Consider the following 25,630-nt stretch of genomic DNA (forward strand, 5'->3'; position numbering starts at 1 on the left):
CTTCTTATATGAACGCTATAAATAATGGAATGCTACGCCTGAAACTAAAGGTGCTGGCCGCGCATGCACTCAAATGCATAATAGGCATTACGCTGTGTTCGTCCAATGCGCTGGCGCGTGAGTATTTTAATGCCAGTGCCTTGGAGATCGACAATGCAGAACAAACGTGGGTCGACCTCGACGCATTCTCCAATCAGGGCGGGCAGTTGCCTGGAAGTTATTCAGTGGACCTCTACTTGAACGACCGACGAATAGCCAGTCGCGATATTAACTTCGTTGCGCTGGACGGTCTGTTGCAACCTGAACTTACCCCACGACAATTACAGGAGATGGGCGTCAAGTTGCAGGCGTTTCCTGCGTTGCGCGAACTGCCCCAGGAAACCCCCATCAGCAACCTGCTGGCATACATTCCAGATGCGGGCAGCGTGTTCAACTTTCATCAGCGCCGTCTGGACATCAGCATTCCCCAAGCGGCGCTCACCCGTGAAGCACGCGGGCAGATTGATCCTGAACAGTGGGACCAAGGCCTGCCGGCCGCGCTGCTCAATTACAGTTTCAGCGGCGCGAACACCCGGCGCGAAGGGCGTTCCGGCAGCGATGACAATTACTACCTGAACCTGCGCAGCGGGTTGAACCTGGGCGCCTGGCGGCTACGTAACTACTCGACTTACACCCAAGGTGACAGCCGAGCCCAATGGGCCAGCCTCAATACGTACCTTCAGCGTGATGTGCATTCGTTGAAGAGCCAGTTGGTCGTGGGGGACAGCTTCACGCCGGGAGAGTTGTTCAACAGCGTGCAGTATCAGGGCATTCAATTGGCCTCGGACGACAACATGTACCCCGACAGCCTGCGTGGGTTCGCCCCGGTGGTGAGAGGCATCGCCCGCAGCAACGCCCAGGTGACGGTGCGCCAGAACGGTTACATCATCTATCAGACTTATGTGCCCGCCGGCGCATTCGAAATCACGGATTTGTACCCCACGTCTTCCAGCGGCGATATGGAAGTCACCATCACCGAGGCCGATGGCAGCGTGCGCAGCTCGATTCAGCCTTTTTCGGCGGTGCCGGTGATGGTCCGGGAAGGGCGCTTCAAGTATTCGCTGGTTGCGGGCGAATACCGTTCGACGGCGAGCAAGAGCAGCACCCCCGCATTTGCCCAGGGTACGCTGATTTACGGGTTGCCCGGTGACACCACCGTGTACGCGGGTGTCCTTGCCTCGGCGAAGTATTCGGCGACGTCCTTGGGCGTCGGCCACGGGTTTGGCGAATGGGGCTCGCTTTCCATGGATGTGAGCCAGGCCCGCACCGAGTTGCGCCAGGGTTCCCGGCACGATGGCCAGTCGGTGCGCTTTCAATATGCGAAGGATATCGCGGCCACCAACACCACGTTCACCCTGGCCGGTTACCGTTATTCCACCAGCGGTTATTACGATTTCCAGGAAGCCAATGAGATCGACCCCGGCAACTTCAATGACTGGCGACGCCTGTATAACCGGCGCAGCCGTGCGCAACTCAATATCAACCAGTCCCTGGGCGAATACGGCAACTTTTATATCAATGGTTATCAGCAGGACTTCTGGCGACAAACCGGTTACGAACGGAGCCTGAGTGCCGGTTATAACCTGAGCCGGGGCGGCGTGACCTACGGTTTGAGTTATGCCTACACGCAGACCCCCGCGTATAACGGGCGCAAGCGCAATGACCAGCAACTGGCATTCAATATCCAGTTGCCGTTGGGGAGTGCTCTGCGTAATAGCTGGGTGAATTACAACCTGAATACCGATGCACAGGGAAAGACCGCCCACGAACTGGGGCTCAGTGGCGCGACGCTGCCGGACGATAATCTGATCTACAGCGTCAGCCAGGGTTATGCCAGCCCAGGGCAAGGCAACAGCGGCAATGCTCACGCGACGTATAAAGGCGCTTACGCGGAAACCAAGCTCGGTTACAACTACGAGCGACACTCCCGACAACTCAACTATGGCGCACAGGGTGGCGTCGTTGCGCACCCGTTCGGCATTACCTTCTCCCAACCCCAGGGCGAAACCATGGCGCTGGTGCGCGCGCCTGGCGCTGCCGGGGTCAAAGTGCAAAACAACACCGGGGTCAATACCGATTGGCGCGGTTATGCGCTGGTTCCTCATGTCAGTACCTATCGTCGCAACCGCATTGCGTTGAGCACCGAAACACTGGCCGATGACATCGACATCGAGGCCAATACCCAATCGGTCATCCCGACCCGTGGCGCGTTGGTGCTCGCGGATTTCCAGACCCGCGTCGGCAGCCGGGTACTGATGGCCCTCACATATCAGGGAAAACCCGTCACGTTCGGCGCCAGCGCAACGCTGGTGCAAGAGTCGACGACGTTTGCCAGCAGCGGCATTGTCGGCCTGGAAGGGGAGGTTTATCTAAGCGGCATGCCGGAACAGGGTGAAGTGAAGGTTCAGTGGGGTGAGCAAGCGGACCAACAATGCACGGCAGCTTTTGTTTTACCGATATCCATTGAAGGGTCGCAGCCTTTTTCAATCATCAGGACGTTATCGGTGTCATGCAATTAATCGAGGGCTTTTTATGCTGGGTGTACAACGGACGCTGATTAGGTTGTTCTGTTTTGGCAGTGCGGCATGGGTTTTAACGGTGTTATCGAATAACGCATTGGCATCGTGCCGTTTTTACAATGGCGTGTCGTCGGCGTTGACGCGAACGGTAAATTTTGGAACGTTGATTGTCCAGCGTGATACTCCCATCGGCACGGTTTTGGCAACCGCCAATACCGGCGCCTACAATGGTGGCCGGTATTTTTACGGCTGCAGTGTGAATTATGTGCATCGCTTTGCAATGGAACAGTTCAGAGTCATCAGTGCATATGGGAATAACGTATACAACACCAATATAGCGGGTGTGGGGATTCGTGTATTATTCTTCGGCGGCGCTATGCCTTACGATGTCAACTTTAACGGGCCCAGCACTGTTGCGCTGCCTGAACCCGGAATTACCGTGCAGTTGGTAAAAACCACTTCGGGGGCAGTTGGGGCCGGTGTTCTGACGAATGGAAGACTCGCCTCAGGCAGTATCGTTAATTATTTTTATGCTGCTTACGCCAGCCTGTCCGGCAGCAATACCATCATTCCCGTCGCTTGTTCGGTCTCCAATACGTCCATCCCTGTGCCCATGGGCAATGTGCCGCGAAGCCAGTTCACCGGCCCGGGAAGCGCGGGAGATGAAATCAACTTTTCCATCCCGCTCGATTGCGATGCCAATACACGGGTCAAAGTTGCCCTGGATGGCAACGCCCACAGCTCCGGGATTGCTGGGGTGCTGGCACTGAATGCGTCTCCTACCGCCGCAACCGGGGTTGGCGTAAGGCTCTACTACAACAATGCCCCCGTCACGCTTAGAACGCCGATTGCCGCGGGCACTACGGTTAGCGACGGCCCCTATGCAATCCCGTTGGTGGCACGTTACTACCAGACCGATGCCAACGTTACCGCCGGCCAGGCCAACAGCACCGCGACGTTTACCATGACCTACAACTGACCAAACCCGGAGGTCGGACGTAGCGCTGCGGGGTGTGGGAATTTTCTGCTGTAATGCCGGGGCTAGAGCAGGCGCAGCCCTGCGGCACTAACCTGGTTTTTCACGGTCAACAGCCCCCGCACCATCGTTGATGGTTGTCGGTTTATCCTCAGCCAAAAGATCTAGAACATGTACCTACGCAACATTGCAGTCGGGCTGTCGGCCCTTGTTTTACTCTCGACCGCGGCCCATGCCCGCAGTCTGCCTGACCTCTACACGGCCACCGAACAACGTGCCTCCTTTGATGGCTGTGCCGATCTTTTCCCCGCCGCCAAACCCATCAACACTGCCACCGTGCGCGCCAGCATGCGGCCCCTGGCCCTGTGTTCGGACAATTTTGCGGTGCTCTATTCGCAGACCAGCAAGACGCCGCTCGTGGTGGTCGAGCGCCTGAACGCCGAGCAATTGCAGGATGCCAAGGGCGAGGAGCGCACCAACCTGTTCTACCCCGACCCGCGCATCCCCAAGGATGGCCGTGCAGAGTTGAGCGACTACCACAGCCAGCATCCGGCCGTCGACCGTGGCCACCAGTCGCCGGCCGCCGACGCACCGAACGCCCATGCCATGGCGCAGTCGTTTGCACTGTCGAACATGGTGCCGCAAGACCCTACCAACAACCGTAAGATCTGGAGCAAGGTCGAGGCGGATGTGCGCAAGTTCGCCAAGCGCGCTGGCGGTGATGTGTTTGTGTTCACCGGCCCGTTGTTTGACCCCGGCTACGGCACCATCGGCGACAACCAGGTCTGGGTGCCGACGCGCCTGTTCAAGCTGGTGTACGACGCTTCGTCGAAACGCGCCTGGGCTTACGTGCTGCCCAACGCGCAGACGCGCATCCAGCGGCCAATGGACTATGACGCGTTCGTGAAGAGTACCGGGCTGAAGTTGCTCGGTAATCTTCCGGTCTCCGGGTCAGTAGGGCGCACGTAAGAGGGGGCGTCACCCGGCGTCGCGCTACGCCACATCGAGCGTGCGAAACTCGACGGTGAGGTGACTCACTTCATGCACCGGTTTGAGGCGCTCGCGAATGCTGTCGGCATCCGCTGTGGAGCGGCCGACAACGCTCACGATTGCCGCATGCACACCGGGTCCTACCTGCCAGACGTGCAAGTCGGTAATCGTCGCGTCGCCCGGTTGTTCCACCAGCTCCCGGATCTCCGCAGCAACATGCTCATGGGTCTGATCGAGTAGTACGCCGGCAGTCACGCCCATCAAGCTCCAGGCCCAGCGTGCGATCACGATGGCGCCGACGATACCCATCAACGGGTCCAGCCAGACCCAACCCAGGTACCGCCCCGCGAGCAGTGCAGCGATTGCCAGCACCGAGGTCAGTGCATCGGCGAGCACATGCACATAGGCGGATCTCAGGTTGTTATCGTGGCCATGGTGGCCGTGGGCATGTTCGTGTTCGTGATCATGCCCGTGGCTATGACCGTGGCCGAGCAACAGCGCACTGACGATATTGACCACCAGCCCCACCACGGCAATCAACGTCGCGGTGCCGAACTGCACGTCGGTCGGTTGCAACAGGCGCATGACCGACTCGATGCCAATGCCCAGGGACACCAACGCCAGGATCAGCGCCGAGGCAAAGCCGCCCAGATCGCCGACCTTGCCGGTGCCGAAGCTGAAACGCGGGCTCGACGCATGGCGTCGGGCATAGGCGTAGGCCGCGGCGGCGATGCCCAACGCACCCGCGTGGGTGGCCATATGAAAACCGTCGGCCAGCAGGGCCATCGAACCAGTGAGGGCGCCGGCGGCGATTTCCGCGACCATCATCACCACCGTCAACATCACCACCCATAAGGTGCGCTTGGCGTTTTCTTCGTGGGCCGAGCCGAGGAAGACATGCTCGTGGGTATGATCAAGGCTCATTTGGAGTACCGCCGAATGGCTTCAAGCAACTCTTCGACGCCCTGGTTGCGTTCTTCCTCGCTGAGGGATGGGTCCGCCACATGCGCCCGGGCATGTTCTTCGATGATTTCTTCCATCAAGCCGTTGATGGCGCCGCGTGTGGCGGCGACCAGGTGCAGGGTCTTGGCGCAATCGCTGTCCGATTCCAACGCTCTTTCCACCGCTTGAATCTGACCGGCAATGCGCTTGACGCGCTTGATCAGACTGTCTTTATTGGCCGCTATATGGCTCAAAATATACCCCCCCTACCTATGAGGTGCGGAGCATGGCATACCCCACCCCCCTATGCAATCTCCCGCCGAGAGACAGGCCCTCTCGGTTTATACTCGACGGTCTGGTCATCAACCCCCTTCAAATGAATTGAGATACCTCATGAGCACCTCTCTTTCCACAACCTCTGCGCGCAAGCCTGTCGCGCCCCTGGTGGCCTTTGTGCTCCTGGTGCTGGGCGCCGTGTTCCTGCACAACCTTGTCGGCATGCGCCAGGTGCTGTTGCTGGTCGTCGGCGCCGCGCTGGGCTTGACCCTGTACCACGCCGCCTTCGGTTTCACCTCGGCCTGGCGCGTGTTTATCAATGACCGGCGCGGCGCCGGTTTGCGTGCGCAAATGGTGATGCTGGCGATAGCGGTATTGCTGTTCTTCCCGGCGCTGGGGGCGGGCACGTTGTTCGGCCAGCCGGTGGTCGGGCTGGTAGCGCCGGCCGGGGTATCGGTGGTGTTCGGTGCGTTCATTTTCGGCATCGGCATGCAGCTGGGCGGCGGCTGTGCGTCGGGCACCCTGTTCACCGTGGGCGGCGGTAATGCGCGCATGTTGGTGACGCTGTTCTTCTTTATCTGTGGTTCGTTGATCGCCACGCACCATGTGGGCTGGTGGTTTGCACTGCCGGCGTTCCCGGCGACGTCCATCGTCAAAAGTGTCGGCGTCATGCCGGCGCTGCTTCTGAACCTGGCAGTGTTCGGCCTTATCGCAGCCGTCAGCGTGCGCCTGGAAAAGGCCCGTCATGGTCAACTGGAAGCCGGCGTGACCAGCGAACACCAAGGCTTGCGCCGTTTCCTGCGTGGCCCCTGGCCCTTGGTGTGGGGCGCGATTGGCCTGGCCCTGCTCAATTACGCAACCCTGGCCCTGGCCGGGCGGCCGTGGGGCATCACCTCGGCGTTCGCGCTGTGGGGCGCCAAGGTGGCGAGCGGCCTGGGTGTGGAGGTGGGCAGTTGGGCGTTCTGGCAAATGCCGGGCAACGCCAAGGCCCTGGCCGCGCCGGTGTGGGAAGACATCACCAGCGTGATGGACATCGGCATCGTCCTCGGTGCGCTCCTGGCCGCCGGCCTGGCCGGGCGTTTCGCCCCCAACCTGAACATTCCTGCGCGCTCGCTGATGGCGGCGGTGATCGGTGGCCTGCTGCTCGGTTACGGCTCGCGCCTGGCCTACGGTTGCAACATCGGCGCGTACTTCAGCGGCATCGCCTCCGGCAGCCTGCATGGCTGGGTGTGGCTGGTGGCGGCGTTCATCGGCAACAGCGTCGGCGTGCGGTTGCGTCCGTTTTTCTTTGCCGGCGAGCGGCCGCAGGTGGCGTTGAGCGGGTGCTGAGAATGCCCGCACACGTGCTGCCCCGATGCGCTTTGTCTTGAGCCACCCTTTGTTTTAATTGTGCGGTGTCGGCTGCAGAAACTGTGTGATCAGCGCGACGACCTGCTGCTGGATCACCTGCCGTGGCCGCGCGCCGTCGCCGTCCCGGCAGATCATCCCATCGCCTGGCGAATCTTCCTCAATCAACGCCACCGCGCCGGGCTTGCAGATCGACATAAAGCTGAAGTGGGTCGCGTCGCTGATCGCTACGTAGCGCGTCGAGGCTGTTGGCAGGCGCCTGGCCAAGTCGGCGGACTCCAACTCGACGGGCATATCCTCCGAGGGCACCGCTCCCGCGATCACCAGCGTCGGCACTGACAATGCGGCCAGACTGGCGTCGGTCATACCGCGTGACAGGCCCAGGTCCAATGACACCACGGCGCTGACGCGCTTGTCGCGCAGGTCCGCGGCCAGTTGGGCCTTTGCGGCTGGCGTGTTGGCGGGGTTGATCTGGTGGTAGACGATGCAACCGCCCAACTTCGGGTGTGCGTCGCAGTCGTGGGCGAAAAGGTCGGGGTCGAACCGCGCCCCGGCGAGTTCCATCACGGTCCAGCCACCGAGGGAATGACCTGCCGCAGCGATCCGGTTTTTGGCGACCGCGCCAAATTGCTTCGGCTGCGCCAGCACCGCATCGATGGCCCGGCTCACGTCTTTGGGCCGTTGCCATAACTGCGCGGCGGCTTGCGGGCTGCGATCCCTGGTGGTGGTGCCCGGGTGATTGACCGCTGCGACGATGTAACCCCGGTGCGCCAATGCACTGGCCAGCCACGCCTGATTGCCCCAATTACCGCCGTAACCGTGGGAGAGCACAACCAGCGGATGCTCGCCGCTCGCCGGCGGCGCGTTGGGCACCGCGAGGGCGCCGATAAAAGCCACGCTGTCGGCGATCGGTTCGGCGGTTGCGGTGGTGGCGGCGGGGTACCAGACGACCATCTCCAGCGGACGCTCATGGTGAGCATCGGCCAGCGTAGCGGTTTGGAAGCCGATGGCGTTGTCGACCGCGAGCGCGGGCGTGGTCAGGCAGATCAGGAGCAGAGCGGTGAGGGCGGTTTTCACGGTTTCTATCGTCCTTGATGTGAGCGCCGCATCATAGCCTGAAAGGCTGCCCAGCCAGATACTCGCGAGCGGCCCAACACGCGCGCCCTCTGGCTGAACACGCTGTTCTCGCTACTCGAACATCCGACGTCGACCCCGTGGGGACCTACGCATGCGTAAGCCCAGTCAGCGTATCCGCAATCGTCTTGGTCCGTTGCGCGGTCCCCTCGGTGGCGCGGCTTGACGCCTCCAGCGCATCGAGCATTTCGCGCAAGGCGCCGACGCCGCTGGACTGGTCTTCAATCTGCTGGGCAACACGCTGGATTTCGCCGGACAGCAGGTCGATATCCACACCGATTTCCGCCGCATTCTTGCGGGTGATTTCCGCCAGCTTGCGCACTTCATCCGCCACCACCGCAAAACCGCGGCCCAGGTCGCCTGCGCGCGCGGCTTCGATCGCGGCGTTGAGCGCCAGCAGGTTGGTCTGGCCGGCGATTTGCTGAATCACCTGCACAATCGACTGGATACGCAAACTCGAACCGGCCAGGGTCCGCGCGCCGACCACGGCATCATCCGCCTGGCTGGACAAGCCCTCGACCGTCGCCCCGGCCTTTGCAGACACGCTGTTCTGCTGGTCGATGGTGCCCACCAGTTCGTCCATCGAGGCGTGCAGTTCGCCGGAGTAATGCTTGATCTGCGAGGCGATTTCCGCCTGTTGACGTTCGGCCTGGGCCAGCACCTGGCCGAGGTCTGCCAGGCCCTCGAACACCGGCAGGATATTGCTGTCCAGCCCGCGGGTATTCAGGGCGCCGCTGAAGTCATTGTTTTTGAACGCGGCAATCTGCTTGACCACCACATGGTTCAATCCGGCCAGCTTATTTACCTGGCGGCGTAGGAAGAAGGCTTTGAACTCGCCGTAGTGCGCAATGAAGTTGTCCAGGTATTCGTCGCTGTAGCTGGCGCCCTTGGCCACTCGAAAGAAGAAAATCGCGGTCAGGGTCTGGTTCAGGTTCAGGCCGAGGATTTCACCGAAGGTCGACAGCCCCGCCAGCGGCACATCGCCAAACGTCCCGGCCATGCTGCCCAATTCGCTGGGGTTGTTCAGCCTGCGCAAAATGCAGTCATTGAGAATGCCCGCCACCGGCTGGCCGCCCTTGCCGCGCAGGAACTGCGCGTAGTCCGTGCGGGTGGCTTCACGCAACGGCGTGCGCCGCACCATCACCAGCTCCTCGCCGGGGGCCACGTCGCAATACAGCTGGACGATCTGCTGTTCATAGTCGATCCGTGCGATGGAGCGCACGAACAATTCATTGCCCACGCGGATGGCGAACGAGAAATCCGCCAACTTCGATTCCAGCGCCTGGGGCGCGCAACTGAACGCGTCACACAGCGCCTGCACCATGCTCTTGATATTGCCCGCGCTGTCGATCACCTGGTCAATCGTGCGGTCCTCTTCGGAGGCGGTCAGCACGCTGAAGGTCAAGTCAGCCGGTTTGAAATTCTGGCTTTTAAATACGCCAAAACGCACGTTCGCGGCGGTTTTCAGGAACACGATCTGTGCGTGGTTCTGATAACTGCGCTGGCCGTCATGGATCAGGGTTTTCTGGAAATCCAACTTACCCCCGGCCGAACCGCCGACAAACAGGCAGGGGAAGCGCCCCGACTCATACAGCGCCTCCATGAAAAACGACTCCGACGCGGACAGCCCATCGAACACCACATAGGCCAGGGTGTCGCGATGGTCGATCGGCGTGTGTGCCTGTACCCGCTTGATATTGCTCGTCAGCTTGGCAATCCGCTCCTTCATCCCCATGCGCTTGCCGCCGCTGCGGATGTCCTCACACTCCAGCGGCACCATCACCACCTCGGCCGAGGCGATCAGACTGTCGTCGAACAACTGCAGGACAATCCGGTCCCAGCGCTCGCCGGTGGTGCAATACAGCGAATTCGCCGCGTTGCACAACTCGCCAGCGGTGGTACACAGGCTGATGCTGGTGTGGGGAAAGCGACGCTTGAGCTTGGCGGCAATCTGGTCGATGTCCAGGTGCGGAGAGATGAAACCGGTGATCAGCACGGGCGCGATGCGCAGGTTGGCCAATGAGGACTCCAGTTCATTGGCGGTGCAGGTGAGGGTGGCGGTGCCTTGTCGATCGGCCCGGGCTTTTTTTAGAAGGTTGAGTGGGTTCATGGCGGCGGGCTCGATCCAGTCAGGGGCGCATGCGTTGGGCTTGCGGTTAATCAAGTTATCGGCCGATATGGCGGGGGCTGGAGCCGTAACAGAGGGGGTGCGACAAAGTGAACAGGACAATTTATTGCCGCCATTTAACTGGCGAATAAGTGTGCCCCCTTTATCGCGGATCAGTGTAGGCGTTGACTGATAACTTCACCGGTCTTGGCATCTTCCAGCCAGATTTCCCATTGATTGAGGCCAATATACTTTGCGCGCGCAATTGTCTTTTGGTCGCGGGCGCCATTGAACTCAAGGTCGGCAAACATAAAGTGTCGAAGCCGCCGGTATTCCAACTGGATCTACGGTTGCGCGGTCCACACGGCCAGTTCATAGCCGTCGGGATCAATGAAGTGGAACCTGCTTCCACCGGGGAACGCAAAGGTTTCGCGGGAGATCACCGCGCCCAGAGCCTTGAGCCGCTGTAGCGCGTCTGCCAGATTGTCCGAATACAAGATGATTAAAGGGCCGCCCGGTCGAACCGGCTCCCCGGTGGTGAAACCACCGGTCAGCCGGCCATCGCTGAACTCGGTATAGGTCGGGCCGTAGTCGACGAACGTCCAGCCGAAGGCGTTGCCGTAGAAGGCTTTGCTGCGGGCAATGTCGCTGACATTGAATTCAATATTGTCGATCTGTCGATCTTGACCACGAACGCTCATGGTTGCCTCCTTGGCGAATGTCCAAAGCGGCGATTGTAACGGTTCGAGCGTTGAAATGTCGCTGGGAACAAGGCGCTAAGCCTTGCCATACGCCATGTACTCGTTCTGCAACACGATGTGATCCGCCACGTACTTCGCATCATGCCAAACCCCATAGATAAACGACGACGCCCGGTTCACCAGGTTTGGCAGGCCCAGGAAATAGATCCCGCTCTGCGCCGAAATCCCGCGTTTGTGGAACGGTTCGCCGTTCTCGTCGAACGCATCCACCTTCAACCAACTGAAGTCGAACTTGAAACCGGTGGCCCATAGGATCGTGGTCACGCCGGCTTCGGCCAGGTCCAGGCTGAGGGTCGGGTTCAGCAGGCATTGCGGGTCGGGCAGCAGTTCCCAGGCTTGCGGTTCTTCGGGGAACGGCAAGCCGTTTGCCTCGATGTACGCATCGGCGTCGCGTAGTACGTCGAAGTACGCCCGATCGCCCTGCGCCACGTTGGCGGCCAGGCCTGGGGCGAAGGTCATGACGCCTGCGTTCCACTGTTCGGTGACGCCCACCAGGTTGATCCCTTGATGCGCGAGGCGGCGGAAGTCGACGGTCTTGCCGCCTTCGTAGCCGCTGACGGCAAAGGCCACGTGTTTTTTCTTCGGCTGGATTTTGACTTCGTCCCACAGGCCCAGGGCGCCGAGCCACCAGCAGTAGTCGCGGCCGCGATAGGCGCGGGGAGGGCGGTAGTGTTCGCCGACCGAGAGGTACACGGTTTTGCCGGCCTTTTGCAGTTCTTCGGCGATTTGCGTGCCGGAGGCCCCGGCGCCGACCACCAGCACGGCGCCTTCGGGCAGTTGGCCGGGGTTCTTGTAGGCGCAGGAATGCAACTGATGCAGCGGCGCGGTGGCGGGGACGATGTCCGGGATCGAGGGGCGTTGGAACGGGCCGGTGGCGGCCACCACGTTAGCGGCCTCGATCACGCCCGCCGAGGTGGTCACCTTGAAGCCGGGGCGCCCGACATGGCGCTCCACTTGCTGCACTTCGACGCCGGTACGCACCGGGGCGTTGAGCATTTCGACATAGGCTTGGAAGTAGTCGGCCATGCGCTCCTTGGGCGGGAAGGCTTCGGGGGAGATGCCGTCGAATTTCAGGCCGGGGAAGCGGTCGTGCCAGGCCGGGCCGTTGGCGACCAGCGAGTCCCAGCGCTCCGAACGCCAGCGCTCGGCGATGCGGCTGCGCTCCAGCACGATATGCGGCACGCCCATCAGGGACAGGTGTTCGCTCATGGCGACGCCGGCCTGGCCAGCGCCGACTACCAGGGTGTTGATGGTTTCTACTGACATAGGAAGGGCCTGAATAGTAAGAAGTCTGTCTGAAAAGAACGGGCGCGGTCGCGGTGGACCGCCAATGTGGACGCGTGGGTGATACCGTTCACTGCGGCGGCTCTGCGAGCAGTTCGGCCACCGCCGTGAGTGCCAGTTGGTAACCCAGCGCGCCCAACCCGGCGACCACGCCGGTGGCGGCTTTGGACACGTAGGAGTGATGCCGGAAGCTTTCGCGCTTCCAGATATTGCTCATGTGCGCTTCGATGATCGGGCCGTCGAACGCCAGCAGCGCATCGAGGATCGGCACCGAGCTGTAGCTCAGCCCGGCGGCGTTGATCACGATGGCGTCGGCGTTCAGGCGGGCCTCTTGAATCCAGTCCACCAGCACGCCTTCATGGTTGCTCTGGCGAAAGTCCAGGGTCAGGCCCAACTCCGCGGCGTGGCCCTGGCAACGCGCTTCGATGCTGGCGAAGCTGGCACTGCCGTAGGTGCCGTCCTTGCCCAGCCCGTAGAGGTTGGCGTTGGGGCCATTGAGGAAGTACACGGTGTAGGGCATGAGGTTCTCCGGCTTATTCGGCGAGGTGCAGCACGAGGTGGGCGTCGGCCGCCTTCATACGCTCCAGTCGTCCGGCACCACTGCGATCACATCGATCTCCATCAACCACTCCGGTTGACCGAGGCCGGAAATCACCAGCCCGGTGGAAATCGGGAACACGCCCTTGAGCCATTTGCCGACCTCCTGGTACACCGGCTCGCGGTAGCGCGGGTCGATCAGATAGGTGGTGGTCTTGACGATATGGGACAGGTCGGAACCCGCCTCCTCAAGCAGTTGCTTGACGTTTTTCATGGCCTGTTCGGCCTGGGCACGCGGGTCGCCGAGGCCGACCAGGTTGCCGTCGAAATCGGTGCCGATCTGGCCGCGCACATAGATGGTGTTGCCGGCGCGCACGGCCTGGCACAGGTCGTTGTCCAGCGCCTGGTTGGGATAGGTCTGTTTGGTATTGAACATGCGGATACGGGTATGGGTGGGCATGGCGAGCGACTCGTCGGCAGCGGGATGCAGTCAGCTTCACATCGCCGGTCGCCGGACGAAACCAGCATTTGTGCGGGGTAGTGCTTAGGAAAAACCGAAGCCCGTGCAGGTCATCGCCCTGCGCAGGGCCCGCGCCTATCCCGGCATGAACCCTGCAACGCGCTGGGCATACAGTCATTACCGAGGTACAGGCCTGATGCTCAGTCGTATCACTCAGCGCCAACTGGAATATTTCGTCGCGTCGGGCGAGGCCGGCAGCATCAGTGCCGCGGCTGAACGCATCCATGTTTCGTCGCCGTCGATCTCGGCGGCGATCACTCACATGGAGGCCGAGCTGGGCATCCAGCTGTTTATCCGGCATCACGCCCAGGGCATTTCGCTGACGGCAGTGGGGCGCCTGGTGATGCAAGAAGCCAAGCAGATCCTGGAGCAGATGAGCAACCTCTACACCATCGCCTCGGAGTCGTTGAACACCGTGCGCGGGCCGCTGCGCGTGGGTTGCCTGGAGTCGCTGGCGCCGATGATCACCCCCGAGCTGGTGTTTGGTTTCGGTCGTGCGTTTCCCGGCGTGCGCCTGACCCAGGCCGAAGGCAACCACGAGGAACTGCTGGAAAAACTGCGCAGTGGCGAGCTGGACATCGCCCTGACCTACGACCTGGTGACCAGCCCCGACATCGATTTCCAACCCCTGGCGCACCTGCCGCCGTATGTGATGGTCGGCGAGTACCACCCGCTGGCGAGTCTGTCGGCAGTCAGCATGCAGGACCTGGAGGCGTACCCGGTGGTGCTGCTCGACACGCCCTGGAGCCGCGACTATTTCCTCAGCCTGTTTATGCAGGCAGGCACCACGCCGAACATCATCATGCGCTCCACCAACCTCGAAACGGTGCGCGCCATGGTCGGCAATGGGATCGGTTATTCCTTCGCGAATGCGCGGCCCAAATCGAACCTGTCCCAGGACGGCAAACGCGTGATCCGCCTGCGCCTGGCGGGCGCGCATCGGCCGATGAAGCTGGGCTACGCCACGGCGAGCAACACCCAGCTGTCGCGTGTGGTGTCGGCGTTTGCCGAGCGCTGCCACATGTTTGTGTCCGACCAGTACATCCCCGGCATGGCCCCGCCGAGCTTTTTTGACCCGCATGCGGTGCGCTCGCTCAGCAGTGTGAGCTGAATTTGCACCAAAAGGTGGCGTGTTCGGCGCGGTGAGTTCAGGCGCGCACCCTTTCGGTCAGGGCCTACAGCCTATCCAATGTGGGAGGGGGCTTGCCCCCGATTGCAGTGGGTCAGCTTGCTGATGTGTTGCTGATGCGCCGCTATCGGGGGCAAGCCCCCTCCCACATTGATTTTTGGTGGTTTCGAGGGCGGCGGGGGGCTGCGTAGGTTCTGCCTACCCAGTGGACCGGGTTTTACGAATTGACCCCAAGGGCCCGTCCCCACGACTCTGATTTCATTGACGCAGATCAATTTCCTTCTTTTGGGGCAGGGCAGCGCGACGATGACATTCGACTGGAATTATATGTTGGGTCTGCTGGGTGACGCCGAGTTCTGGCGCGCAACGTGGACGGTGATCAAGCTCAGCACCCTGACCTGGGTCTTGAGTATCGGTCTGGGCTTTCTGCTGGCGCTGGCCAAGCAATCCAGGCATGGGCTGCTCAGCGTTCCTGCGCGTGGCTATATCTGGCTGTTCCGCAGCCTGCCGTTGTTGGTGCTGTTGATCTTTATCTACAACCTGCCGCAAGCGCTGCCCGGCACGTCGGCGATTCTGGCCGACCCGTTCTGGTCCGGCCTGCTGGCCCTGGTGATCTGCGAAACGGCGTATGTGGCCGAGATCCATCGCGGCGGTCTGCTCTCGATCCCCAAAGGCCAGGGCGAGGCAGCGCGGGCGTTGGGCTTGAAGTTTTTCGGCACCCAATGGCGCGTGGTGATCCCCCAGGCCGTGCGGGTGGCGCTGCCGTCCCTGGCCAACGAATACATCTCCATCGTCAAGCTCACCTCGCTGGTGTCGGTGATCTCGCTGACGGAAATCCTGATGGTCGGCCAGCGCCTGTATTCGCAGAACTTCCTGGTGATCGAAACCATGGCGGCGGTCGCGTTTTTCTACGTGTTTATCGTCACCGTGTTCGACTTCCTGCTCAAACGCCTGGAGCGCTTTCTCGACGTCAACCAACGCAATGTGTCGCGGGTTCCCGATGCGGCGGTGCTGGCGCTGGCCACGCAACAACGGGTTGCGCTGCAACGCCCGGCAACCACCGGGGCCCCGGCGCTGCAAGCCACGCGGCTGCACAAGGCCTACAACGACATCGAGGTGCTGGGCTCGGTCAACCTGCAGGTCCAGCCTGGTGAAGTGGTGTCGGTGATCGGGCCGTCGGGGTCGGGCAAAACCACCTTGATTCGCCTGCTCAACGGCCTGGAGCAACTGGACAACGGCGAGATCAGGATCAACGGCCAGCCGTTCATCCACCTGAACAAAACCGGCGCGCAGAAACCGCAGTACGTCGAACACGCCGAGCATCGCCTGAACATCGGCATGGTGTTCCAGAGCTTCAATCTGTTCCCGCACTTGAGCGTGCTCGACAACCTGCTGATGGCGCCGAAATACCACGGCCTGGGGCGTACCGACGCGCTCAAGCAACAGGCCTACGCGCTGCTGCACAAGGTTGGCATGCTCGACCACGCCTGGAAGTACCCGCACCAACTCTCCGGCGGCCAGCAGCAACGCGTGGCCATCGCCCGCGCGTTGATGATGCGCCCGCAGATCATGCTGTTCGACGAGCCCACCTCGGCGCTCGACCCGGAGAAAGTCAACGAAGTACTGCAGGTCATCGAAGCCTTGGCCGAGGAGGGCATCACCATGGTGATCGTCACCCACGAGATGAATTTCGCGTTCAAGGTCTCCGATCGGATCGTGTTCATGGAGAAGGGGCGTGTGGTCTGCGACGACACGCCTGCGGTATTGCGCAGCGGCCAGAACCCACGCGTGGAGGCGTTCCTCAAGGACGTCTCGCTGGCGTGACCCTCTAACGTTCAGGAAAAACAAAATGATCGAGCAACATCAAATCGAGCAGTTCCAGCGCGACGGCTACCTGGTGGTGGAAGGCGTGTTGTCGATGGACGAAGTGGCCGCGCTGCAGCACGACTTCGACCAATGGGTAGAAGAAAGTCGCCGCCATGACCAGGGCTGGGGCACCACCTTGGATGGCCGCGCACGCTTCGATCTGGAGGGCGACCATCGCGCCGATCACCCGTCGCTGCGGCGGGTCAGTTCGCCCACCGAGATTTCCCCGGTGTATGAGCGCGTGGCGTTGCATTCACGCATGGCGGCGATTTCCGCGCAGTTGATCGGCGCCAGTGGCACGCGCTTTCACCACAGCAAGATCAACTCGAAGCTGCCCCACACCGCGACCCAGGTGAAGTGGCACCAGGACTTTTTATTCACGCCCCACAGCAACGACGACATCATCACCGCCTTGCTGATGGTCAGCGAAGTGACCCCGCAAAACGGCCCGCTGAATGTGATCCCCGGCAGCCATAAAGGCCCGTTGTGGTCGCACTGGCAGAACCAGCGTTTCACCGGCGCAGTGGACGACGCCGTGGTCGCGCAACACTGTCGGCAACCGGTCGCCTGCTACGGCCCGGCCGGTTCCGTGTGCTTCATGCACACCCGGCTTTTGCATGCCTCCAGCCCTAACGAGACCGAACTGCCGCGCACCCTGTTCATCAGCGTCTACGCCGCTGAAGACGCGCTGCCATTCGGCGAAAACCCTCTGCCCAGCGCACATGCCGGCCTGCTGGTGGCCGGTGAAGAAAGTGGCTTGATACGTTCCACGGACAACCAACTGCGCTTGCCGCAGAAACCCCGTGGCGCGTCTTTCTTCGTGCAACAGGCCGGACAAGATTCTGCCACTGCCTAACCTCCCAACCCCTTGCAGGTATTGACCATGACAGCGTTTCGTAAAAGTGTTCGTCCCCTTGCCGTGTGCCTGCTGGGCGCAGCGGTTGCGATGACCTCGTTGGCGGCTTCGGCGTTCCAGCAGGACGGCAAGATCATCGCCGGTTCCGATGTGACGTTCTTCCCCTATGAGTACATGGATAACAACCAGCCAGCGGGCTTCGATATCGAGTTCATGGACGGCCTGGGCAAGGTCATGGGGCGCAAGGTCGAGACTCTCGACACGCGTTTCCCCAACCTGATCACCGGCCTGCAGGCCGGGCGTTTCGATGTGACCAACTCGTCGATGTACATCACCGCCGAGCGGGTCAAGGTCATCGACATGATCCCCTACCTGAAAAGCGGCGAGTCGATCCTCACCCTCAAGGACAGCACCTTCCAACCCAAGACCCCCGAGGAGTTCTGCGGCCACAAGATCGGTTCCATGGGCGCTACGTCCTGGCTCGCGCAGATGAACAAACTGTCGGCCGAGTACTGCGTGGCCAAGGGCTTGAAGCCGATCCAGATCAGCGAGTACAGCACCGACCCGCAAACCACCCAGGCGCTGCTGGCCCATGCGGTCGAAGCGCAGATCACCGACGCGGCCGTGGCCCGTGGCGTGATCGACAAGCTCGGCAGCCGCGTGGTGATTTCCTCCGACGCCTTGATCTACCCGGTGCTAAACGGCTTCGGCGTGAAGAAGGGCAACGACACGGTGAAAAAAGCCTTGCTCGATGGCCTGGAGAAGTACCGCGCCACGCCGGAATACGCGGCCTTGCTCAAGAAGTACAACTTCGAGGCCCCCACCGATGCCGACCTTGCGGCGCTGATGCCCAAGTAAGCCTATTGCGCGGCCGCCGTCTTGCGGTCGCGCCCTGCGGAGACCGATCCATGGCGTTATCCCTCGAAGAACAGACGCGCATCGACCTGGCAGCGACCTTTCGCATCGTCGCCCACCTGGGTATGCACGAAGCGGTGGCCAACCACTTCAGCGCTGCCGTGTCGGCCGATGGCAAACAGTTTTTGCTCAACCCGAAGTGGAAGCACTTCTCGCGCATTCGCGCCAGCGACCTGCTGCTATTGAACGCCGATGACCCCAACTGTGCCGACCACCCGAACGTGGACGCCACCGCCTGGTCGATCCACGGGCAGATCCACCAACTGCTGCCGCACACCCGCGCCGTGCTGCACCTGCACCCGGTCTACACCACGGCGGTGGCGTGCCTGGCCAAGCCGCACATCCCGGCGATCGACCAGAACACCGCGCGCTATTTCAACCGCGTGGCGGTGGACGAGCTCTACGGCGGCATGGCCGATACCGAAGCCGAAGGCGCGCGCCTGGTCGGCCTGCTCGACGGCAAGAGCCGCCTGTTGATGGGCAATCACGGCGTGATGGTGACCGCTTCGTCCATCGGTGAAGCGTTCGACGATATCTGGACCCTGGAGCGCGCCTGCCAGATCCTCGTCACGGCGTGGTCCACCGGGCAGCCGTTGCGGGTGTTGTCCGATGAAGTGGCGGAAAAAACCGCGCGGGGCTGGGAAGGCATTGCTGATTTCTCGCGCCGGCATTTTGAAGAAATGAAGCAAATGATGATCGATGCCGATGCGTCGGTGCTCGACTGAGGAAGCGCTATGACCTTTTCCGTTGTTGCCCGCTGTGCCGAGACGGGCCAGTTGGGGATCGCCATCAGTTCGTCGAGCATCGCCGTGGGCGCGCGTTGCCCGTGGCTGCGCCCCGGTGTGGGCGCGGTGGCGTCGCAGAACATCACTTTGCCGAGCCTGGGCCCGCAGATTCTCGACCTGCTGGAGCAGGGCATGACGCCGAGTGAAGCCGTGGCGGCAGTGTTCGCCGGGCAGGACCACCGCGACTATCGGCAGGTGACGGTGATCGATCGGCTGGGCCGCACCGCGCACTTCAGCGGCGCGCAGACTCTCGGCCTGCATGCCGCGCTGAGTGGCGAGCAATGTGTTGCGGCGGGGAACATGCTGGCCAATCCCGGTGTGATTGCCGCGATGGTCGGCGCGTTCGAAAACGCCTCGGGGCATCTGGCTGACCGGCTGCTCGCCGCGATGCACGCAGGCCAGGCCCTCGGCGGCGAAGCGGGGCCGGTGCATTCGGCGGCCCTGGTGGTGGTCGACGATCTGCTCTGGCCCATCGTCAATCTGCGCGTGGACTGGGCCGATGCCGAGCCGATCGGCGCCCTCGATCAGTTGTGGCAGGCCTATCGCGGGCAACTGCAAGACTACCTCGACCGCGCCCTCCACCCCCACATCGCGCCGGGCTATGCGGTGCCGGGAGATGACCGATGAGCCACAGCCGTGACCTGCTGGCGCAACTGGTGCGCTTCGACACCACCAGCCGCGAATCCAACCTCGCGTTGATCGACTTCGTGCGTACTTATTTGCAGGGCCACGGCGTCACCTGTGAACTGGTGTTCAACGAACACAAGAACAAGGCCAACCTGCTGGCGACCATCGGCCCGGCGGATGTGCCCGGCATCGTGTTGTCCGGGCATACCGATGGGGTGCCGGTGGACGGCCAGCGCTGGAGCGTGGCGCCGTTCGACCTCACCGAACAAGACGGCAAGTTGTACGGGCGTGGCACCGCCGACATGAAGGGCTATATCGCCTGTGTGTTGGCCTGTGTGCCGGCGCTGGTGCGGGCGTCGTTGCGCATGCCGGTGCATATCGCGCTGTCCTATGACGAGGAGGTGGGGTGCCTGGGCGTGCGTTCATTGATCGAACGGTTTTGCGCGCAGCCGGTCAAGCCGCTGTTGTGCGTGATCGGCGAGCCTACCGAGCTCAAGCCGGTGCTGGGGCACAAAGGCAAATTGGCCATGCGTTGCGATGTGCATGGCGCGGCGTGTCATTCGGCCTATGCGCCGTCGGGCGTCAACGCCATCGAATACGCGGCCTGCTTGATCCGGGAACTGGTGCGGCTCGGTGAAGAACTCAAGGCGCCGCAACACCTGAACGCGGCGTTCGATCCGCCGTTTTCCACGGTGCAAACCGGGGTGATGAGCGGCGGCAAGGCGCTGAATATCGTGCCGCAGCAGTGCAGCTTCGATTTCGAAGTGCGCTCGCTGCCGGCCCAGGATCCGTGGCAGGTGGCGCGCCAGTTACGGTTGTATGCCGAGCATACCCTGCTGCCGGCGATGCAGGCGGTGAGTGCGAAGTGCGCGATCGACTTCAGTGAGTTGTCCAGCTATCCGGGGTTGGCGACTTCGTCGCAAAGCCAGGCCGCTGAGTGGGTCGCGCAGTTTTGCGGTTCGCGGGACTTCGGTACCGTCGCCTTCGGCAGCGAAGGCGGGTTGTTCGATCAGGCGGGGATTCCCACCGTGGTGTGCGGGCCGGGCAGCATGGAGCAGGGGCACAAGGCGGATGAATTCATCAGCCTGCAACAACTGGATGCCTGTGATCGAATGCTGGAGCGGGTGGTGGAGTTTGTGCGTCAATAGCCCTCGCACTGACACTCGTGGTGAAGAAGGGGCCCCAGTTGAACGAACACACATTGTCCATGCGCCTGGAACGCGTGGCGGCGCATGTGCCGGCCGGGGCGCGGTTGGCGGATATCGGCTCCGACCATGGCTACCTGCCGGTGGCGTTGCTGCGCCGCGGCCTGATCGCGGCGGCGGTGGCGGGGGAGGTGGCCGCGACGCCATTCCAGGCCGCCGAACGCACCGTGCGTGAAAATGGCCTGGAGCGACATGTCAGCGTGCGCCTGGCCGATGGCCTGGCAGCCATCGAACCCGGCGACGCGATCAGTGCGATCAGCGTCTGCGGCATGGGCGGCGAGACCATCCGCGACATCCTCGACAGCGGCAAGGCCTGCCTCACCGGCCAGGAGCGCCTGATCCTGCAACCCAACGGCGGTGAACAACCGTTGCGCCAATGGCTGATGGACAACGGTTACCGCATCCTGGTCGAAGAGTTGTTGCGGGAAAACCGCTTCTACTACGAGATCATCGTCGCCGAGCGCGCCGAACCGCGGGTGTACAGTGCCGAGGAGTTGTACTTCGGCCCGCTGCACCTGCAGGCCCGCAGCCCGGACTTCCTGGCCAAGTGGCAACGCCTGCTGCGGCAAAAGCAGAAAACCCTGGCCGGTTTCGAACAGGCTCGCCAGGCGTTACCGCCGGCCAAGGTGCAAGAGGTCGCCCGGCAAGTGCAGTGGATCACTGCGTTGCTGGCGTGACCGCAGCGGGTTGATCGAACCCACTCGCTACGCGGTCGTTCCCGACGCTGAGTGCTTTCGCCCCATCTTCGCGCACGGCACACGATTTTTCGGGTGTCGCACCGCCTGTTCAGGGGGGCGCTCTCTGCGGCCCGTATCTTGCTTGAGCCTTCCCAATCAATGACATGGCACTTTGCCGTTAGTCATTTCAAGGCGTCACCCATCGTTGCCGCGTGTGGGTGGTTTTAGGGAGTAGTCGGCCATGCACAGTCTTTTGTCACCCGGTATCCGCCTGCTCGGACGTTTCGGCTTCGCACGCAAATTCCAGATTCTGTTCATTCTGTTCATGCTGCCCTTGGCCGGGAGCCTCTGGATGATCGGGCTGGACTATCGCGACAAACTCGCGGTGATTTCCAGCGAAAAGTCCGGCGTTTCTCAACTGCTGACCCTGGACGCGCTAGATGGCCAATTAACGGCCCAACGCAACCTGGCGTCGCGCTGGAAAGCGCTGGACCTGCTGCGTGAACCGACTCCCGCAGCCAAGGCAGCGATGGACCAGGTGGATGCGAACAACCCGCTCATCCTGCAAAGCCTGCAAGCCCTGGGCGACGCGCTCAAGAAACAGGGCGCGAGCGCCGATACCCTGGCCCGCTTCGATGCGTTGCAGGCAGCGGTCAAGGGGATGGATGTGCAATCCCTGCGCACCGTCGGCTGGTGGCCAGACGGCTACGACCGCTTCACCTCGGCGCTGAGCGCCATGCAAACCCTGCGTGAACAGATCACCCTCGACGCCGGCCTGATCCTCGACCCCTGGTTGGAGACTTACCTGCTGATGCAGATTTCCAGCCAGCACACGCCGGACCTGATCGAGCGTATCGGGCGCATGGCCAGTATCGGTCAGTCGTCCATCGCCTCGGGCCAGTTCACCTTGCAAAGCCGCTTGCAGATGCGCGACCTGCGCGGCCGTATCGGCGATGCGCGGGACCAGTTGGTCAAGGCAGCGGCATCGCTCAAGGCCAAGCCATACGCCGGCCTGGAACCCTGGACCGCGCAGTACGACAACAGCCTGCAACAACTGGACAGCGAGCTCAAAGTGCTCGACGACGGCGTGTTTGGCGGCACCATCAAGCTTGACCCTGCCAGTTTCGAGCGCAGTGTCGACACCATGCTCGGCAGCCTGGGCGCGTTGCGCAAGCAATCGCTCGGCTCGCTGGATGCGCGCCTGACCCATTACCACGACCGCTCCTTGCAGCAATTCATCCCCGTAGCGGCTGTTTTCAGCCTGCTGGCCCTGGCGGCGCTGTACCTGTTCATGTGCCTGCAAGCCTCGATCCGCCGCAGTGCCAGCGGTATCACCACGCTGGCTGAGTCGTTGCGCGACGGCAACCTGTGTGTGGAAGTGGCTGTGGACGGTCGCGATGAGCTGGCGGCGATCAGCGCGGCGCTCAACGTGGCGGTGGTGCAACTGCGTACCAGCCTGCTGGGGGTCAATCACGAGACTCAGCAACTCGGGTCGGCGGTGCTTACGCTCAATTCGCAGTCGGGCAGCACCCTCAGCGACGTCGAAGACCAGCAACACCAGATCAGCCAGATCGCTGCGGCGGCGACGCAATTGGCCGCCACCTCCATGGGCGTCGCCAAAAGTTGTGAGCAAGCCTCCGGCAGCGCCCAACACACCCGCCGCATCGCTGAAGACAGCAGCCGCGACAGCCAGCGCACCACGGCGAGCATCCAGCAACTCAACCAGCGCCTGACCGACACCGCCAACGCCCTGGAGCAAGTGAGCCAACAGGGCCAGCAGATTCAGTCGGTGGTCGACACCATTCGAGGTATCGCCGAGCAAACCAACCTGTTGGCACTCAACGCCGCCATCGAAGCCGCGCGAGCCGGCGAACAGGGCAGGGGGTTTGCCGTGGTCGCCGATGAAGTGCGCAGCCTGTCGCAACGCACCCAGGCCTCCACCGCGCAAATCGCCGGCACCGTCGACAGCCTGCGCGCCACGGTCAGCCAGGCCGTCACACTGATGAGCGTCGCCTGTGCCCAGGCGCTGACCGATGCCGAATCCGTTACCGGGCTGGGCGCGCGGCTGGGCGAGATCGCTGGAGCCGTGCAGAACGTCACCGACACCCTGGCGCACATCGCGGCGGCGGTGGAAGAACAAGCGACGACGGCGGACGAGGTGAGCGGCAATATCCAGCAAGTGGACCAGGCGGCGGGGCGCTTGCTCGACGGCGCGCGGGCGGTGAATCAGGCAGCGGATACGTTGAGCAAGGGCAGTCGTGCGCTGAGTGACAACACCGCACGTTTCCGCCTGAGCTGAATAGGCCGCCGGGTGTAAGCCGGTCTAGTTTGTGTCCTGACTGGACTCTACCTCGAGTTTCAATCGGTCAGCCTTGCTGATGTACTTGTCCTTGGTTTTCGGCGCCAATTTGGCACTGGCCTTTTTCGCGTTGGCCTTTAATAGCTGATTGATCTTTTTACGACGGTTCATGTTGGTCTCACCCACCTGGTCAATTCTCGAATGATATCAGCTAAAAACAATGGGCCCGATTTTGACGGTGCGGTGTCATAAAATAGTGGCACAATGCCTCATTCTCAGGCATCGCAAGCACAAGGAGATGAGCCTTGCACCTATTGATCACTCGCGCCGCCTCACTCAGGGCCACGCTTCATCGCCCTGAACCCTTCAACCTGTTCACGCTGTTGCGCAGCGCTTCGGACGAGGTCCGCCTGCACTCTCGCTACCTGGCTTTTTTGCTCAACCCCAAGGGCGGCCACGCCGCGGGCGGGAAACTGCTGGAGCTGTGGCTCGCGGCGTTGAATATAGAAGGCTTCGATTGTCGCGCTGTCACGGTGGATGTCGAGTACCGCAATGTCGACATCCTGATCCGCAACGGCAAGCGCCAGGCGATCATCATTGAGAACAAGCTCAACGCCGAGGACCAGGACGCCCAGTTGCACCGTTACCTGGAAGCGCTCCAGGGCGAGGGCTACCAGACGTTCCCGCCGTTGTACCTCACCCTGGACGGGCGCGACGCCGACACGCGCAGTTGCCTGGGCATCGACTACCAACGCATCAGCTACGCCGCCGACATCCTGCCTTGGCTTGCGCAATGCCAACCTTGGGTGATCCGCGAAGCGGGCGTGCGAGAAAGCCTGCTGCAGTACATCGACCTCATCGCAAAACTGACTTTCCAGAACCAAGGACACGCCTACATGGACGCGCTCAAGCAGACGTTACGCCAGGACAACAACCTGCTCGTGGTCAAGGACCTGCAGAGAGCCTTCACCGAGACGCTCAAAGACCTGCAACTGGAACTCTGGCAAGCCGTTGCCAAGTGCGTCGAAGATAAATACCCCGCGCTGCCCAAGCCCTCTGAAGCGCCCACTGCGGCGGTTATCGACCGTTACTACAGCGCGGCCAAGAATAACCGTTATTACGGCCTTCACTACGAGCTGGGCTTTATGGCGGGCTCGGTCTACATCGAGCTTAATCATCGCTTCTATTGTGGCTATTGCTGCGATGCCGAATCCCATCCTCGCGATTTCGGGCAACTGGAAATGTTGACGCTGTTGTTGGAGAACGATGGCGTCAGCGACAATGGCTTGCTCTGGCGCTTCACCACCGAACTCAATATGAAACACCCCAGCGACGAGCACCTGATGACACTGCTTGCATCGGGGACGCGAGCGCAAGCGGCAGAGCGCATGGCAGACGACCTTTACGACCTCTGGTACAAGGCGCGTGAACTCTACGGCGCAGCAGCGTCGGGCGCGGGCCGCGTGACGGCCGATCAGCCAGGCTGAGGCTTGGGGTCGCGCCGCTGGACAGCTACTTGCCCTACTCAGACTCCCGAGCCTGAGTAGGGAAAAGAATTTTCAGGCGGGGGTTGACCACGTAATTTAATCCTGTATTATTTGCCTCCCGCTAACGAGCAGTTCGCTGCTGGTCTGGCTTAAGTAATTGATTTTGTTGATAAAATTAAAAACTTTTAGGGTTGCTACTTCGAAGAGTGTGCTGTAGAGTGCGCTCCTCGGTTGAGACGAAAGATCTTAACCAACCGCTCTTTAACAACTGAATCAAGCAATTCGTGTGGGTGCTTGTGGAGTCAGACTGATAGTCAACAAGATTATCAGCATCACAAGTTACTCCGCGAGA

The 25,630-nt window shown here is 61.8% G+C and carries 23 protein-coding genes; 14 read left to right on the plus strand and 9 right to left on the minus strand.

What is annotated here, in order from left to right:
• Positions 1-8: 8 nt before the first annotated feature.
• The 3 genes from INT12_RS25045 (at position 9) to INT12_RS25055 (ending at position 4,503) form a co-directional block, all read left to right on the plus strand.
• The gene (locus tag INT12_RS25045; RefSeq protein ID WP_193040256.1) at positions 9-2,558 is read left to right on the plus strand and encodes a fimbria/pilus outer membrane usher protein; all 2,550 of its coding nucleotides are present in this window, start codon (positions 9-11) and stop codon (positions 2,556-2,558) included.
• 13 nt (positions 2,559-2,571) lie between these two features.
• Positions 2,572-3,537, plus strand: coding sequence for a fimbrial protein (locus tag INT12_RS25050; RefSeq protein WP_052735766.1), 966 nt, complete (start codon positions 2,572-2,574; stop codon positions 3,535-3,537).
• A gap of 168 nt (positions 3,538-3,705) precedes the next feature.
• Positions 3,706-4,503 carry a DNA/RNA non-specific endonuclease gene (locus INT12_RS25055; RefSeq protein WP_193040254.1) on the plus strand — a complete coding sequence of 266 codons (798 nt, stop codon included), beginning with the start codon at positions 3,706-3,708 and terminating at the stop codon, positions 4,501-4,503.
• Between the two features lie 24 nt (positions 4,504-4,527).
• Here INT12_RS25055 and dmeF read toward each other — a convergent pair whose 3' ends face one another.
• Both dmeF and INT12_RS25065 read right to left on the minus strand, forming a co-directional pair.
• Positions 4,528-5,448 (minus strand): CDF family Co(II)/Ni(II) efflux transporter DmeF, encoded by a 921-nt coding sequence (gene dmeF, locus INT12_RS25060; protein ID WP_017849381.1) that lies wholly within the window; start codon positions 5,446-5,448, stop codon positions 4,528-4,530.
• The gene (locus tag INT12_RS25065; protein WP_017849380.1) at positions 5,445-5,720 is read right to left on the minus strand and encodes a metal/formaldehyde-sensitive transcriptional repressor; all 276 of its coding nucleotides are present in this window, start codon (positions 5,718-5,720) and stop codon (positions 5,445-5,447) included. Before INT12_RS25065 ends, dmeF begins: the two co-directional genes overlap by 4 nt.
• A gap of 139 nt (positions 5,721-5,859) precedes the next feature.
• Here INT12_RS25065 and INT12_RS25070 point away from each other — a divergent pair, with 139 nt between their 5' ends.
• On the plus strand, positions 5,860-7,071 hold the full coding sequence (locus INT12_RS25070; RefSeq protein ID WP_046486823.1) for a YeeE/YedE family protein: 1,212 nt from the start codon (positions 5,860-5,862) through the stop codon (positions 7,069-7,071).
• 54 nt (positions 7,072-7,125) lie between these two features.
• Here the strand turns inward: INT12_RS25070 and INT12_RS25075 are convergent, their stop codons facing one another.
• From INT12_RS25075 to INT12_RS25100, 6 genes are all read right to left on the minus strand, one after another.
• Positions 7,126-8,166, minus strand: coding sequence for an alpha/beta hydrolase family protein (locus tag INT12_RS25075; RefSeq protein ID WP_193040253.1), 1,041 nt, complete (start codon positions 8,164-8,166; stop codon positions 7,126-7,128).
• Positions 8,167-8,311: 145 nt separating this feature from the next.
• A complete protein-coding gene (locus INT12_RS25080) occupies positions 8,312-10,333 on the minus strand; it encodes an FIST N-terminal domain-containing protein (protein ID WP_193040252.1) in 2,022 nt (673 codons plus the stop codon).
• Positions 10,334-10,674: 341 nt separating this feature from the next.
• Positions 10,675-11,031 (minus strand): VOC family protein, encoded by a 357-nt coding sequence (locus INT12_RS25085; protein ID WP_193040251.1) that lies wholly within the window; start codon positions 11,029-11,031, stop codon positions 10,675-10,677.
• Positions 11,032-11,106: 75 nt separating this feature from the next.
• Positions 11,107-12,357, minus strand: coding sequence for a flavin-containing monooxygenase (locus INT12_RS25090; RefSeq protein ID WP_046486816.1), 1,251 nt, complete (start codon positions 12,355-12,357; stop codon positions 11,107-11,109).
• A gap of 88 nt (positions 12,358-12,445) precedes the next feature.
• On the minus strand, positions 12,446-12,895 hold the full coding sequence (locus INT12_RS25095; RefSeq protein ID WP_169886368.1) for a type II 3-dehydroquinate dehydratase: 450 nt from the start codon (positions 12,893-12,895) through the stop codon (positions 12,446-12,448).
• Positions 12,896-12,949: 54 nt separating this feature from the next.
• Positions 12,950-13,372 carry a RidA family protein gene (locus tag INT12_RS25100; protein WP_017849372.1) on the minus strand — a complete coding sequence of 141 codons (423 nt, stop codon included), beginning with the start codon at positions 13,370-13,372 and terminating at the stop codon, positions 12,950-12,952.
• Positions 13,373-13,568: 196 nt separating this feature from the next.
• Here INT12_RS25100 and INT12_RS25105 point away from each other — a divergent pair, with 196 nt between their 5' ends.
• From INT12_RS25105 to INT12_RS25145, 9 genes are all read left to right on the plus strand, one after another.
• Positions 13,569-14,543 carry a LysR family transcriptional regulator gene (locus tag INT12_RS25105; RefSeq protein ID WP_193040250.1) on the plus strand — a complete coding sequence of 325 codons (975 nt, stop codon included), beginning with the start codon at positions 13,569-13,571 and terminating at the stop codon, positions 14,541-14,543.
• 324 nt (positions 14,544-14,867) lie between these two features.
• Entirely contained in the window at positions 14,868-16,385 is a 1,518-nt protein-coding gene (locus INT12_RS25110) for an amino acid ABC transporter permease/ATP-binding protein (protein WP_046486813.1), read from the plus strand.
• A 25-nt stretch (positions 16,386-16,410) separates the two neighbouring features.
• Positions 16,411-17,283: a phytanoyl-CoA dioxygenase family protein gene (locus INT12_RS25115; protein WP_193040249.1), complete on the plus strand. Its 873-nt coding sequence runs from the start codon at positions 16,411-16,413 to the stop codon at positions 17,281-17,283.
• Between the two features lie 27 nt (positions 17,284-17,310).
• Positions 17,311-18,141: an ABC transporter substrate-binding protein gene (locus tag INT12_RS25120; RefSeq protein WP_017849368.1), complete on the plus strand. Its 831-nt coding sequence runs from the start codon at positions 17,311-17,313 to the stop codon at positions 18,139-18,141.
• Between the two features lie 50 nt (positions 18,142-18,191).
• Positions 18,192-18,923, plus strand: coding sequence for a class II aldolase and adducin N-terminal domain-containing protein (locus INT12_RS25125; protein WP_193040248.1), 732 nt, complete (start codon positions 18,192-18,194; stop codon positions 18,921-18,923).
• A 9-nt stretch (positions 18,924-18,932) separates the two neighbouring features.
• On the plus strand, positions 18,933-19,610 hold the full coding sequence (locus INT12_RS25130; protein WP_193040247.1) for a DUF1028 domain-containing protein: 678 nt from the start codon (positions 18,933-18,935) through the stop codon (positions 19,608-19,610).
• Positions 19,607-20,758, plus strand: a complete 1,152-nt coding sequence (argE, locus tag INT12_RS25135; protein WP_193040246.1) for an acetylornithine deacetylase — start codon at positions 19,607-19,609, stop codon at positions 20,756-20,758. The genes INT12_RS25130 and argE overlap by 4 nt, the downstream gene beginning before the upstream one ends.
• Before the next feature lie 38 nt (positions 20,759-20,796).
• Positions 20,797-21,492: a tRNA (adenine(22)-N(1))-methyltransferase gene (locus tag INT12_RS25140; protein WP_026140332.1), complete on the plus strand. Its 696-nt coding sequence runs from the start codon at positions 20,797-20,799 to the stop codon at positions 21,490-21,492.
• A 241-nt stretch (positions 21,493-21,733) separates the two neighbouring features.
• Positions 21,734-23,791 carry a methyl-accepting chemotaxis protein gene (locus INT12_RS25145; RefSeq protein WP_017849363.1) on the plus strand — a complete coding sequence of 686 codons (2,058 nt, stop codon included), beginning with the start codon at positions 21,734-21,736 and terminating at the stop codon, positions 23,789-23,791.
• 24 nt (positions 23,792-23,815) lie between these two features.
• On the opposite strand, the gene INT12_RS25150 is transcribed toward INT12_RS25145, so the two are convergent.
• On the minus strand, positions 23,816-23,962 hold the full coding sequence (locus INT12_RS25150; RefSeq protein WP_017849362.1) for a DUF2986 domain-containing protein: 147 nt from the start codon (positions 23,960-23,962) through the stop codon (positions 23,816-23,818).
• Positions 23,963-24,096: 134 nt separating this feature from the next.
• Here INT12_RS25150 and INT12_RS25155 point away from each other — a divergent pair, with 134 nt between their 5' ends.
• Positions 24,097-25,278, plus strand: a complete 1,182-nt coding sequence (locus INT12_RS25155; RefSeq protein WP_193040245.1) for a PD-(D/E)XK nuclease family protein — start codon at positions 24,097-24,099, stop codon at positions 25,276-25,278.
• The last annotated feature ends 352 nt before the right edge of the window (positions 25,279-25,630 follow it).

It is taken from the genome of Pseudomonas sp. K8 (genome assembly GCF_014889455.1).
GTDB lineage: Bacteria > Pseudomonadota > Gammaproteobacteria > Pseudomonadales > Pseudomonadaceae > Aquipseudomonas > Aquipseudomonas veronii.